The 14,093-nt window shown below is 39.4% G+C and carries 13 protein-coding genes; all 13 read left to right on the top strand.

Going from position 1 to position 14,093, the window contains the following annotated elements:
• Window positions 1-168: 168 nt before the first annotated feature.
• Window positions 169-531, top strand: coding sequence for a Na-translocating system protein MpsC family protein (locus AC3ANL_RS24210; protein WP_488329823.1), 363 nt, complete (start codon window positions 169-171; stop codon window positions 529-531).
• Window positions 532-632: 101 nt separating this feature from the next.
• Window positions 633-1,124: a carbonic anhydrase gene (locus tag AC3ANL_RS24205; RefSeq protein ID WP_488326862.1), complete on the top strand. Its 492-nt coding sequence runs from the start codon at window positions 633-635 to the stop codon at window positions 1,122-1,124.
• 414 nt (window positions 1,125-1,538) lie between these two features.
• Complete coding sequence (locus AC3ANL_RS24200; protein WP_488326861.1) at window positions 1,539-1,859, top strand: heterocycloanthracin/sonorensin family bacteriocin; 321 nt, start codon at window positions 1,539-1,541, stop codon at window positions 1,857-1,859.
• 169 nt (window positions 1,860-2,028) lie between these two features.
• Entirely contained in the window at window positions 2,029-3,975 is a 1,947-nt protein-coding gene (locus AC3ANL_RS24195; RefSeq protein ID WP_488326860.1) for a putative thiazole-containing bacteriocin maturation protein, read from the top strand.
• Window positions 3,975-5,915 (top strand): TOMM precursor leader peptide-binding protein, encoded by a 1,941-nt coding sequence (locus AC3ANL_RS24190; RefSeq protein WP_488326859.1) that lies wholly within the window; start codon window positions 3,975-3,977, stop codon window positions 5,913-5,915. Before AC3ANL_RS24195 ends, AC3ANL_RS24190 begins: the two co-directional genes overlap by 1 nt.
• A 22-nt stretch (window positions 5,916-5,937) precedes the next feature.
• The gene (locus tag AC3ANL_RS24185; RefSeq protein ID WP_488326858.1) at window positions 5,938-7,527 is read left to right on the top strand and encodes a SagB family peptide dehydrogenase; all 1,590 of its coding nucleotides are present in this window, start codon (window positions 5,938-5,940) and stop codon (window positions 7,525-7,527) included.
• A gap of 737 nt (window positions 7,528-8,264) precedes the next feature.
• Complete coding sequence (locus AC3ANL_RS24180) at window positions 8,265-9,665, top strand: purine-cytosine permease family protein (RefSeq protein WP_488326857.1); 1,401 nt, start codon at window positions 8,265-8,267, stop codon at window positions 9,663-9,665.
• 372 nt (window positions 9,666-10,037) lie between these two features.
• The gene (locus tag AC3ANL_RS24175; RefSeq protein ID WP_488326856.1) at window positions 10,038-10,808 is read left to right on the top strand and encodes a transporter substrate-binding domain-containing protein; all 771 of its coding nucleotides are present in this window, start codon (window positions 10,038-10,040) and stop codon (window positions 10,806-10,808) included.
• Window positions 10,809-10,864: 56 nt separating this feature from the next.
• Window positions 10,865-11,509, top strand: a complete 645-nt coding sequence (locus tag AC3ANL_RS24170; RefSeq protein WP_488326855.1) for an amino acid ABC transporter permease — start codon at window positions 10,865-10,867, stop codon at window positions 11,507-11,509.
• Window positions 11,506-12,234, top strand: coding sequence for an amino acid ABC transporter ATP-binding protein (locus AC3ANL_RS24165; RefSeq protein WP_488326854.1), 729 nt, complete (start codon window positions 11,506-11,508; stop codon window positions 12,232-12,234). Before AC3ANL_RS24170 ends, AC3ANL_RS24165 begins: the two co-directional genes overlap by 4 nt.
• A 114-nt stretch (window positions 12,235-12,348) precedes the next feature.
• Window positions 12,349-13,215 carry an MBL fold metallo-hydrolase gene (locus tag AC3ANL_RS24160; RefSeq protein ID WP_488326853.1) on the top strand — a complete coding sequence of 289 codons (867 nt, stop codon included), beginning with the start codon at window positions 12,349-12,351 and terminating at the stop codon, window positions 13,213-13,215.
• An 86-nt stretch (window positions 13,216-13,301) separates the two neighbouring features.
• Window positions 13,302-13,697 carry a VOC family protein gene (locus AC3ANL_RS24155; protein ID WP_488326852.1) on the top strand — a complete coding sequence of 132 codons (396 nt, stop codon included), beginning with the start codon at window positions 13,302-13,304 and terminating at the stop codon, window positions 13,695-13,697.
• Window positions 13,698-13,720: 23 nt separating this feature from the next.
• Window positions 13,721-14,092, top strand: coding sequence for an MmcQ/YjbR family DNA-binding protein (locus AC3ANL_RS24150; protein WP_488326851.1), 372 nt, complete (start codon window positions 13,721-13,723; stop codon window positions 14,090-14,092).
• Window position 14,093: the final 1 nt, after the last annotated feature.

Raw genomic sequence — 14,093 nt, 5'->3', positions numbered from 1 at the left:
CCGGTTATATATATGCTGGTGTAGGGGCTGTTTTTTTCGGCTTAATAGCAATGGTACATAGCTTGCCGAAAGCAAGTGATCACATGGGAAGAAAAGATTGTTTTTAGAATATGATAGGGAATGTGGCTATCTATGAATGTAACTTTGAATAAAGGAAAAGGAATCGGTATGGATAAATCAAAAGGAATGCTTGAAGCAGAAATTAGCAAGGCTTTAACACATTGGGAGAAAAATTATCTTGGACGAGGCTCTGTATCTGTTAAATCAGATATCATCCGAGATATGGTGATAGTGATATTGACCGGCATATTAACTCCTGCTGAATATACAGTATGTCAAGATAAAGAAGGATTGTTATCAGTAAAAGAGCATCGCAACAGTTTAGTGGAATCAGGTTTGGATGATTTAAAGGAAATTATCTTAACGATAACAGGGGAAGAAGTAGTGAGTTTTCACACCGATATTAGTACACAAACTGGAGAACGAATCATGGTCTTTAAGCTTTCCAGTGACTTGCAAAACAAATTATGATAACAAATGGATATGTCCGAGACTTGTTCGTTTTTTTTCATATAAGAAAGAATCAGGCAACTTATTAGGAGCAAAATTCACATTATTAATGGGGTGATTTGGTGTCTAGTGATGAAAAGAAAAAAGTACTATTTGTGATTGGAATGGAGCATAAATTAGAACGTTTCATTAAAGAAGAAACCAATGTCCATCCGGATAACATGATTCTCCTGCAAAGTTATCAGTCGGTCATTTCAAATCCCTTCGACGATTTAATGAGGGACATCATTATTGCGGTGTATCAGGAAGATGTTGAGGAAATCGTTGTGGTTTCTACAAAAGATGATCAAACGAATACAGGGGATGTACTGAACAAACTATATAAAAACAAAGAATTACAGGACAAGATTCAAACACTGGATTATCTTTTTAAAAATACCATGCCGGAATTTCATGAGGGTACGGTAAGTGAATGGTTACAGGGAGGCAGAGCCGGAACGGATCGCGTACAAAAAACGATCAACATCATTCGCAATCATCCTCTGCTGCCGTCACATGTAAAGGTCAAGAAATTATTTATTGATCAAGGGAATAAAAAGCAAACAGCAATATAGTTTTCTTTTTTAGCTAAAAGGCACCTTTCTGAAATAAGAAGGTGTCTTTTTTTATGAGATAAGAAAGTATAAAAATCTTCGAAAATTGTCCAACTCCAGCGTCCTAGCGGCTAGTGTCCTTCGCTCTCCGCCCTACGATAAGTCAACATCGAATCGCCTCCGGCTCTTCGTGTTTCCTTTATCTCAGTTGGAGCGCTTCTAGCCATACGCCGCTGACCAGGGCGCTTCCGCTTTTCTTATGATACTTTCAGCATGAAATAGGCTCTTAAATCAGTCACAACCACCTAAACAGATACATAATTTGTTGAAGAGAGTACACGGATTATTTGATGGTTTCATTATAAAACAAATTTCTTCGCTCAACTCTCTTACCAGGTGTCTAACCTGTTTATTAAATACAAAGGGGAGGAAAAAATGCATAATTTTCAAAATGATTTACAAATGTTGGGGATGGATAATTACCAAGTTGGTCAGCTAATTCCTGTAGATTATCAGAGCCAAGATGCGCTTCAGTTTGGTGATATGCGTCGTTGTGGAGGCTGTGGTCGCTGCGGAGGATTTGGTCGTTGCGGAGGCTTCGGTCGTTGTGGAGGATTTGGTTGTGGCGGTTTTCGTTGTGGAGGCTGTTTTGGTTGTGGCGGATGTGGCGGATGTGGCGGATGTGGCGGCTGCTTCGGTTTTAGCTGTGTCGGTTTCGGTATCGGTTTTAGCTGTTTCGGTATTGGTTTTATTTAGTTGTTTTGGAATCGCAGAAAAAAATAGTTATTTTATGAAAAGAAAGTGCCCCCTGCATGGACATGTGCCGCAGGAGGTACTTTCTTTTTGGTTATATCATAATGGACAAATAATCGTACATAAAATGATAGTGCGTAATTAGGCAGGAATAGAATGAAGGAGGAGCTGAATGACAAAACTTAACTCGTCCACACGTTTAAAGGTCAAAAGGGATTCATTTTATATACCAGATTCAGAGGGTGGTGTGTATTTTAGAAATAACTTAAGTTCATTCCAAATGGAAGGAAAAACGATTTACCAATGGATTGAAAAATTAGTGCCGATGTTTAACGGGGAGCAATCATTGGGAGATTTAACAGAGGGATTAACGGAGCCGTATCGCAACAGGGTATATGAGATTGGAGAAACGTTGTACAAGAATGGCTTTGTTCGAGACGTCAGCCAAGATAGGACACATGATTTAAATCGCAAAGTCCTAGAAAAGTATGCTTCACAAATTGAATTTATCGAAAACTTTGTAGATTCTGGTGCGTACCGTTTTCAAGAATACCGTCAAGCTAAAGTTCTGGCTATCGGTTCTGGATCCTTTATGGTTTCTCTGGCTGCCGCATTAATTGAATCGGGACTTCCCAAATTCCATATCATGTTGACCGATTCAGTACCTACCAATCAATTGCGGATAAATGAGTTAGTACGCAATGCCTACAATGTTGACTCTGAAGTGGAGGTTGAGCAGGTACTATTTGAAAAAAGGGACGGAAGGAGTTTTTGGGAAGAAGCTTTGCATCCATATGATTGGATTCTATATGTCACTCAGGATGGAAATGTAAATGAACTTAGGAACCTGAATATGGTTTGCAAAGAGCAAGGGAAAGTATTTTTTCCTGCCATATGTTTAGACCAGGTGGGGCTTTCTGGTCCATTGGTTCATCCGGAATCAGAAGGATGCTGGGAGTCAGCATGGCGCCGAATCCATCAATCATCATTGCAATTAGATCGGCAGCCGCAATCTTTCTCTACAACTGCCGGAGCCATTCTGGCCAATGTCACCGTATTCGAATTTTTCAAAAGGGCTACAGGAATTTCCGGGTCAAATCAGAATAACCAAATTTACAAACTTAATCTTGAAACGCTGGAAGGAGACTGGATTTCATACATCACACATCCATTGGTTACAAATAAAAGTGACTTGCCTAGACTGGTGGAGGATCTTGATGTAAGGATAAAGCAAGAAAAGAGTAAAAACGAACCTTCTAATAACCTTTTGGAATATTTCAGTCTATTAACTTCGGAAGAAACAGGGATTTTCCATACCTGGGAGGAGCGAAACTTGAAACAGCTTCCTCTTTCACAGTGCTATGTTCAAGCGGTTAATCCAGTGTCAGAGGGACCGGCAGACCTCTTGCCAGAGGTGGTCTGCTCGGGTTTTACACATGAGGAGGCAAAGAGGGAAGCGGGACTGACTGGTATTGAAATGTATGTTTCACAATTGATCAAGGGATGTAGTGATCAAAAAGATACGGCTGGTGAAAACATACCAGGAAGGTTGATCGGCATTGGTGCAGGGGAAACAATTGAAGAGGCAGTTTGTCGCGGCTTGCAAGCCTATTTAGAGAAAGAATTGAGAAATAAAAAGGACGATCCACTGAATCCTATTTTTCGCGTACAACTGGGAGAAATTGAAGATCAACGCTGCAGATTTTATTTAAATGCCCTGACTACCTTAAATGGTGCACCGACCATCGGTTTAGAAAATGAAATACTAGGCTTTCCCGTATTATCGGTAAAGTCGCAGGGGCGCCGCTACACTAGTACAGGTTTAAATATAACGTTGGCTTTACGGAATGCATTACAACAAGCGCTTTTGGATAAACAAAATCAGGTGCATGCAACCGAAAGGCTATTGGAGTCAGCTGTTTTTTTGAAAGAAAAGGAATTTAAACTCGGCATCCCTTCTTGTGAAGAAATAACACAATTGGAGCTATTACAATCTTCCATTCAGGTTTTGAACCAAAACAGCAAACGCCTACTCGTTTATGATCTTGCGTTCGAACCTTTTTTAAAACAGGAATTGGCAGGGGTGTATGGTGTGAAGGTTCGAGAGGAGGAGTCCTAATGGCCGCCCATATTCTCATTGACGGAGAGGGTTTATTAGCGGATTATGTCTTTGAACAATTGTCCGGCAATTATCTCGTAAGGCGTCAAAGCCTATTAGAAGAGGTTCCCGAAGAAACAGTATTAGCTCTAGTATTGCACGATGCCTGGAATCCAGCCATTCATCAAAAAGCGGAAGAAAAATATAGGAACACTGGTATTCCGTGGCTTCGAGGCTTCGTTTCATTTGGGGAGGGAATTATTGGTCCTTTAGTTCGGCCCGATACACCGGGATGTTCTTGCTGCGCTGACATACGGCGCTTGATAGCTGGCTCCGATCGGAAAGAAATGTGGCAGTTACAGCTAAGGATGGCAGCAGGAGAAGGTGTAATGCAAGATGCATGGGCATCAAGAACAGGACTATCACAAATGGCAGCTTTGATATGTAACGAAGTGCAGAGGGTTCTTCAAAGAGAACCCAGCAATTTAGAAGAAAGAGTCTTCATTATTAACTTGAGAACATTAACGAATGATAGTCACCTTTTTTTACCTAATCCCTCGTGCCCGATTTGCAGGCCATTACCTGATGATACACCAGAATTAGCCCAAATTAGGTTAGAATCTAGCCCTAAATTTAATGGCCAAGGATATCGCTGCCGTTCGATGGATGAATTTAAAACAGTACTAGTCAAAGACTATCTCGATTACCGTACTGGTGTCATGAATGGGAAAATCCAAGATTTCACACTGCCATTTGCTGATGTTTTAGTGAACATGCCGTTATTTGAAGCGGACGAGGGAGTCGCTGGCAGATCCAATTCTTATGAAATGAGTGAGCTAACTGCCATTTTAGAGGGGTTGGAACGATATTGCGGGATTGAGCCCCGAGGCAAAAGGACGGTAGTTCGTGATAGTTATCATAATTTAAAGCAAATTGCACTAAATCCTACACGAGTAGGTCTGCATGAAAAGGAACAATATGAAAAGCCTCATTTTCCGTTTAAACCGTTTCATCCTGATACCCCAATGAATTGGGTCTGGGGCTATTCGCTTTCACAAGAACGTCCTATACTGGTTCCGGAGTTACTCGCCTATTACAGTTTGGGCTATGGGGAATGCTTTGTTTATGAAACCTCCAACGGATGTGCCTTAGGGGGGAGTTTAGAAGAAGCTATTTTCCATGCCATTATGGAGGTTGTCGAGCGAGATTCATTCTTGTTAACCTGGTATGCCAAACTTCCCCTTCCGCGTCTTGACCTTAGATCAGCTAACGATAAAGAATTACAGCTGATGGTCGACCGTATCCAGGAAGTGGCCGGATATGATCTGTATGTTTATAATTCGACAATGGAACATGCGATTCCAAGCGTATGGGCAGTGGCAAAAAACAGAAGATCCAAGGGTGTAAACCTCATTTGTGCAGCCGGAGCTAACCCTGATCCTGTAAGGGCTGTAAAAAGCGCGATTTACGAGCTTGCTGGAATGATGGTTAGGCATGACGAAAAATTGGAGGCAAACCAGCAGAAATATGAACAAATGTTACAGAACCCGTACGCGGTACGTACCATGGAGGACCATGGTTTGCTTTACGGATTACGAGAAGCAGAGGAACGGCTGAATTTTTTACTGGATGATCAACGGCCATTACGTACGTTTGCTGAGGAATTCAAGGAGCCGCCTGCAAATACTGATTTGAAGGATGATCTTCAGGAGATTCTTCAGAGGTTCCACCGGTTAGATCTGGAGGTTATTGTAGTGGACCAAACAACACCGATAACCAAACGAAACGGATTATTTTGTGTAAAGGTATTAATTCCTGGAATGTTACCGATGACATTTGGACATCACCTGACCCGTGTGAAAGGGCTGGAGAGGGTCCTTAAAGTGCCAATGAAACTTGGATTTATTAAACAGCCGTTATCGTATGAACAGCTTAATCCATATCCCCACCCATTCCCATAATTGAAGAGTAGGAGGTGTAAGATTGGAGTTAGAAACATTTGTACATCATCTTCACTTTAACACGGAAAAAATCTTTCCGCCGGATTGGCAAGTGGATTGGGAGGATGCACCACTTCCCTATAAACTGTATCGCGGCTTACCGGAGATTCTACTGAGCGCAGATGTACCGTTAACACTGGGCAGACGGGAAGCTAAGGCAGAACCTAGTCTTGAGGAGCTGGGGCATTTTTTATGGTATGTATACGGCCTTACTCAATACTCTCAGTCCGCTTTAATCGAAGACACCAAGGAAGAAAAAGCGGCTGTGAGCTATGCCCAGTTATTACGCAGATTTGTCCCCTCTGGAGGGGCGTTATATCCCAATGAATTATATGTGTATGTAAAGCTGAAGGACGCACCAATGGGAATTTACCATTATGATGTGGCCCATCACCGCCTCCTTTTGCTGCGAGAAGGAAATTACGATTCCTACTTATCAAGAAGTCTTGGGAATAGCTGTGATCTTTCTGACTGTTTCTGTACTGTTTTTGTCTCGACGCTTTTTTGGAAAAATTTTTATAAATACAATAATTTTTCCTACAGGCTCCAAGGGTTAGATGCAGGTGTGATAATTGGGCAATCTTTAGAAGCGGCCAATACAATGGGGTTTTCATCTCGGGTATGCTACCAATTTCTTGATAGGTCTATTAATCATTTGCTTGGGCTCTCCGACCAAGAGGAAAATGTATATGCCGTTATCCCTTTCTCTATTAATCAAACTATCAATAGTGTTGACAACAATCATAGTAAAGAGGAAATTGTTTCTGCTGATGAATTGTGCCGGGAAGTGCCGCTGTTGGAGCATGTTTCCTATAACCGTTCAAAGAAGGTTATTGATTATCCGATGCTGAGAAAAATTAATGAAGCATCAATGTTTGAAACAACACAATCATTTGTGAAGATAAAGAAAAATAATAATGTGAAACGATCCATAGATGCGGAGATGATTTTGCTGCCCTTTGCTGAGCGCTTTTCGTACGATTTCGCCTCCGTTTGCAGGGAGCGGCATTCTCCGGATATCGATTTTATGTTAGGTAAAGTGAGTCAAATACAGCTATCAACCTTGTTAAAAGAGACATTTTCCTTTTCGTATCAGAATGATCTTGATGGCACACATAGGAATGTAGAAAGTCGTGTTTCTTTGTTTGGCAGTTTATACAACGTGGAAGGAGTTCCAAATGGTGCCTACTTTTATGACAATACCACTCATTCACTTCGGAAAATAACCCGGGGGGATTACCGGGAGTTTTTACAATTTGGATTGACCATGCCCAATGTAAATCTGTATCAAGTTCCTCTCTGTTTGCATGTCGTTGGAGACAAGGATCACCTCAAAGGAGAATTGGGGTATAGAGGATATCGTATTCAACAAATGGAAGCGGGAATTCTTGTTCAACGGCTGCTCTTGGTGTCGTGTGCCTTAGGGATGGGGGGGCATCCACTGCTGGGATTTGATGCGAACCAATGTGATGAACTTTACAGGATCGATTCAAAAGGAAAAACCAGCTTAATCCAAATCCCGGTGGGTCCGTACCGTCCCCGCGCCTGGTTAAAAGGAAGCTTGCTTAGCTAGGAGAGGCTGGGTAGTGTTTTGTTATTAAAAATTTGGCTCAGTCTTATTAGGACTGAGCCTTTGATGTATAGGAAAAGAAATAACAGTACATCCTCCATTATTTCTTACTCATTTTTACAAAACTTGATTATGTAAACTGCTTGTGTTAAACTAATAACATATTAAAAAGGTAGTTTTAATATGTTATTTATTTTTCTTATTCAGCTAGCGTTTTTTTTTTTTTGAATAAAAAGGATATTTAACCTCTTCCCAAAAGCAATGAATTTTTAGAAAAAACTACATGGAACGCTTCGAAAAACACTAAATGTTGAGTTGGGAATGAGTTCGGCGGGCACTAAATGCCCCACATCGTACTCATTTTTTTATTGTATGAAAGGAAAGTTGCATGTATTTCCTTTTAATCATGGCAGTTTTATTTTTTTGCTTGAAAATATCCTCCACTTTACACGTAGCTGCCTAATCGGCGATTTAATCCTTCTGAAAAAACTACTAAGATCTGATTGAAACGATCGAATGATTTATCCACAGGAATGATGAATCATAAAAAAATCCTATTTTCAGGTTTGGCCTTAACACAAACCAGTTGATTCCAATTCATATCGACATTTAGCGTTTATTTGAGTTATAGAATCGTTAACTTTCGTTGCGAAGCATAATGAAAATAAGAATTTTTCTTATTTTCATAGTAATTAGGGAGAAAAATATGTGAAAGCATACACAAAGAAAGGAATGGTAAAATGGGGAATGTCCAAACAACAAATTCCAAAGTAAAAGAAGAGATAAAAGATGATTATTCGTACGATAGTGTACCAATTGAAAAAAGGAATATGGGCTGGTTTAGTGTTACAAACATTACCTTTGGAATCGCAACAGCTATTTTTTACTTTCAAATGGGAAGTGTAATGGCTCTTCAATTTGGGGCGGTTAACGCAATCATATCAGCCATTTACGCCATCGTTGTCGCTGGAATACTCGGAACTATTATTGCTTATTTATCAGCTAAATCTGGAATGAATGTTAATTTATTATCCAGAGGCGGATTTGGATATATAGGTGCCTCACTAACCTCTTTCATTTACGCATCCAACTTTATCATGTATTGCGCATTTGAAGGCATGATATTAGTTGCTGCCATACATGCATTTTTTCCTTTCATCCCAGTATGGCTGTTAATCATTATCTTTGGTTCAGTTGTTATACCTTTAAATTGGTTTGGGATCAAACAGTTGGATAAATTACAGAAATGGTCACTGCCAATATTCGGAGTGTTTTTAATAACAACCATCATAGTAGCCTTCAATAAAACCTCGCTTTACGACGGGAACTTTTGGACCTATTTGCCAGAAGGTGTTCAAACAGGAGGAACAGCTCTGCTTCTTTGCATCGGGATGCAGCACGGTATAATGGGGTTAACCGCTCTTCTTGGCTCAGACTATGCACGGTTCCTTAAACCAAAGGATATTAAAATAGGCTCATTTATGATTGGATTTGTCCCGCAAATTTTCTGTTTTGGAGTGATGGGCGGTCTTGGAATATGGTTTGGTGTTCGTTTAGGAGAGTCCAATCCAGGTGTTTACATTGTATCACTCCTTGGTTTAGGTGGAGTTCTATTTACTTTATTGACTCAAATTAGAATTAATATTACCAATATCTATAGTGCTTCACTGTCACTCTCTAACTTTTTTGAGAATGTCTTTAAATTTAAACCAGGCAGACATTTTTGGATTGTTGTCGCAGGAGTAATATCCATGGCCTTGATGTTGGGCGGCATCCTGGATCATTTAGATACTGCCATGACATTCCAAGGGGTTTTTCTTTTGACGTGGGCAGCTATTTTGGTTACTGATTCGTTAGTAGTGAAAAAGACCTTGAAGATTGGTCCTGGTTATTATGAGGCCAGACAGGAGAATTTGTATAAATGGAATCCTGTTGGAGTCATTCCGTTAGTTATTGCAAGTGTTTTAGGTACGGTGGCTGCATTAGGTTATATGGGAATGTTCTTACAAAGTACGGCAGCCTTTTTCGCGGCGATTCTAGCTTCCCTCCTCACTGTTGTTTTTGCTGTGTTAACAAAAGGAAAATATTATAGCATGTGTAATGCTGAGGATATATCGAAAGAAGATTATCTTGCATCATAAGTTATTTTGGAACTATGAAAAGAACATGATCGGAATCTATCTAGTACTATAGTTGGGAAAATAATAAAGCTGGCTCTAAATTGGTCCGTCCAGACCTTATAGAGCCAGCTTTTTAAGTAAAGTCGGGAGCCGCAGCATTAACCTTTTAAGAAATTAAGTGTAAAAATAGCTATACATATAAGTAAAAATATTATATAAAATATAGTTAAATTAAGAAACATTTCCACCCATTGAATGGAAATGTTTCTTAATTAATTAGAGTTATATTTATATTCCAAAAATTAATACTTTTCTAATGTTTATGACCTGTGCTATATTAACATAGTATTCTTTTATTCTATTAAAAATAATCAAAAAATAGGGGTGCTTGGAATGAGGAAATTTGGTTTATTTAGTTTGTTTTTAATTCTTACTGTCTTTATCGCAGCTTGCGGAGGCAAGGATACAACAGGAGAGAAAGCAAATAGTGAAAAGGTATATAAAGTTGGCGTGGATACCACTTACCCTCCATTTGAATATAAAGTGGGAAATGAGAATAAGGGTATCGATATTGACTTGATCAATGCCATTGCGAAAAATCAGGGCTTTAAAATTGAACTTAATCCAATGGATTTTGGTGGAATTATTCCAGCCATGCAAGCCAATCAGCTTGATGTAGCTATTGCTGGAATGAGCATTACAGATGATAGAAAAAAGGTAGTAGATTTCTCTACTCCGTATTTTGATGCAGGATTAACAGTTGTTGTAAAAGAAGATAATACAACCATTAAATCAGCTGAAGACCTTAAAGGGAAAACTGTTGCGGTTAAAAAAGGAACAACGGGTGCAAAATATGCACAAGATAATGCAGCGAAACTAGGAATTAATGTCGTTCAATTTAACGATAGTCCAGCCATGTTCCAAGAAGTTTCTAATGGAAATGCAGATGCACTTATTGAAGACTACCCTGTTATCTCTTACGCTATTGCCCAAAAGGACCTTGGTTTGAAAATTGTGGGTGATCGCTTAAATGGCGACCAATATGGAATTGCTGTTTTGAAAGGGAAAAATAAGGATTTATTAGAAAAAATTAATAAAGGTCTTGCTGAACTCAAAAAAGATGGAACATATGATAAAATTGTAAAAACTTATCTAGGTGAATAAAGAAAGCTTAAAGGGCGCGCATTAAGCGCGCTTTCTTTTTGAAAGGGGATGAAAACGTGGATATTATTATTGCCGCTTTACCGATATTATTAAAAGGACTTCAAGTTACGCTTTATATATTTGTTATTGCCATTATTCTTGGTTTTTTTATTGGTTTAGTGATCGCCATGTTACGGCTTGCACCTATTAAAATCTTGAATTGGATTGCAAAGGTGTATGTTGATGCGATTCGAGGAACTCCCTTTATTGTACAGTTGTTTTTTATTTATTTTGGAATAAATTCGTTAAATTTGGTTTCTTTAAACAGTACAACAGCAGGTATTATCACTGTAGCTATCAATGCAGGGGCATATTTTGCAGAAATTATCAGAGCAGGCATTCAATCAATTGACAAAGGACAAACAGAGGCAGCTAGATCGATTGGTTTTACTGGAGCACAAACCATGCGCTACGTGGTTCTCCCTCAAGCTTTTAGAAGAATGCTGCCTACGATTACGAATCAATCGATCATTAGCTTAAAAGATACGTCTCTTTTATCTGTTATCGGTATAGCAGATTTAACACAGCAGGGCCAAATTCAGGCCTCAGCGACTTTTGAAGCGTTTAAAATTTGGCTGGCTGTAGGTGTTATTTACTTTATCATCATTTATTTATTAACCATACTTGCTAATTTCGTAGAAAGGAGGATTCAGCTACGATGAGCATTATAACTGTAAAAAACTTACGAAAATCATTTGGAAACCTAGAGGTTTTAAAAGATATTAATGCTGAAGTCAAAGAAAAAGAAGTAATTTGTGTAATAGGCCCTTCGGGATCAGGAAAGAGTACATTCCTTCGGTGCCTAAATCGCCTGGAGGACATTTCAGGTGGTGAGGTAGTGATAAACGGGCATAATATAACGGACCCAAAAATTAATATAAATAAAGTTAGACAAGAAGTAGGAATGGTATTTCAACAATTTAATCTGTTCCCTCATAAAACCGTTTTAGAAAATATCACTTTAGGACCTATTAAAATTCTTTCTATGGATAAAGCAAAGGCTGAAAAAATTGCTCATGAGTTACTTGATAAGGTTGGACTTAAAGAAAAAGCAAACAGCTATCCGGGAGAACTATCTGGCGGGCAAAAACAGCGGGTTGCTATCGCAAGGGCCCTGGCAATGAAACCAAAAATCATGCTCTTTGACGAACCGACTTCTGCACTTGACCCAGAAATGGTCGGGGATGTTTTAGAGGTCATGAAGCAACTCGCTAAAGAAGGCATGACCATGGTAGTTGTTACCCATGAAATGGGCTTTGCTCGTGAAGTGGGGGATCGTGTTATTTTCATGGATGGAGGGTATATTGTAGAAGAAAATCTGCCTAATGAGTTATTCAGTAACCCTCAACATGTGAGAACCAAGGCTTTCCTGAGTAAGGTACTATAGATAATAAATTTTGGTTATTATAAAAGGCGAACCTTAAAGTAGAAAAAACTTATGAGGTTTGCCTTTTTTTAAAGTTAAAAAATAGTTTCGGTTTAAGAAGGGAGAAAGTAATATATGCTAGAAAAATTAACACCACACGTGTACTATATGCCACATTATTCAGAAACAGATCGTCCTGCGTTAGGGTTAGTTTGCGGCGACCGATTTAGCTTAGTGGTGGATGCTGGGAATTCACCTGCACATGCGAGCGATTTTCTCCGTTTAGTTGAAAGGATGGATGTTCCATCCATCGTGGGTGTTGTCATCACACATTGGCATTGGGATCATATTTTTGGTATTCAAACAATGGGGTTATTAACCATCAGCCATGAGGAAACAAAACAAAAAATCGCCTATATGAAAACGCTAAAATGGGATGATGCTTCATTAGACAATCGCGTTGAGAACGGTGAAGAAATCGAATTTTGTAGTGAGATGATAAAACGTGAAATGCCTACAAGAGATTACTTGGAGCTAAAAGTGCCAGATATAACATTCGACCATCAGATTGAAATTGATTTAGGCGGCGTCACTTGTATAGTGGAACATGTTGGCGGGGTGCATGCACAGGATTCATCGATTATTTATGTTCCAGAAGAGAAGGTGCTATTTTTAGGAGATTGCGTATATCAAGATTTTTATAGTGGCGATTGGAGCTATGACAAAGACGAGTTTGAAAAATTATTAAATAAAATTAAAAAATACGATGCAGAGTGGTATGTGACAGGTCATCAGGCTCCGAAAAAGTACGATGAAATGTGGCATGTTTTTAATGAGATATCTATGATTGGAGAAATTGTTGGTGAAGAGGATTCTCTTCACAACGCTGTTGATAGATTTAGGGAAATGAAACAAGCAGCTCCAAATCAAGATCAGCTGGAGTTTATCGAAAACTTTGTGAATGATAATGTTAAGAAAAAAGGCCGTATTAATAGAAATTGAATTTATTTCCATTAACGTTATAATAAAAAATAGGTACTGGTAAACGAGCAGGAAATGGGTAAGTTTCTGAAAAATAGGAGGAAATCATGGGAAGATTAGTTCATTTCGAAATTCATGTCAGTGACATGGAACGGGCAAAGAAGTTTTATGGTGAGGTATTCGGATGGTCATTTCAAGATTGGAGTGAGTATGCAGGAATGCCTTACTTTGGAGCCGTAACGGGCGATGAAAATGAGCAAGGGATCAATGGTGCATTGATGCAGCGTCAGGGTGCTGCGCCGGAACCCAATCAAGCATTAAATGGATATGCTTGTACAATGGGAGTTGAAAATTACGATGTAACGGAAGCGAAAATTATTGAGAATGGCGGCAAGGTCGCATTGGCCAAATATGCCCTGCCTGGAATGGCGTGGCAAGGATACTTTATTGATACTGAGGGCAATACATTCGGAATTCATCAACCCGATGCGAATGCAAAATAGAAGTATAATTAGGTGAATAAATTATGAAGTCACAAGACACGGCAGGCATGCTTGAAAATCTGCGCAAAATCTGTCTTGCTATGCCTGAAGCTTTTGAACTTATCGATGGTTTCGGTCACAATACCTTTAAAATCAACGGGAAATCCTTTGTGATATCAGGTGAAAGTGAGCAGGGATTCAACTTGTCTTTCAAGTCAGACCGGGAAACTCAAGCGTTATTGCTGCAAAAAGAGCATTTTTATAAAACCCCATACATAGGACATCACGGCTGGGTCTCTACTCAAAATCCGGCTGGAGAAAATTGGGATGAATTGACCGATCTCATTCAAGAAGCCTATTTACGTGCGGCGCCGAAGCGAATGGTTAAGAAATGGATTGAGTTGCAGAAAAAGTGAA

It is taken from the genome of Neobacillus sp. DHD-1R, from assembly GCF_057747995.1.
This window is presented reverse-complemented; position numbering and strand designations above follow the sequence as displayed.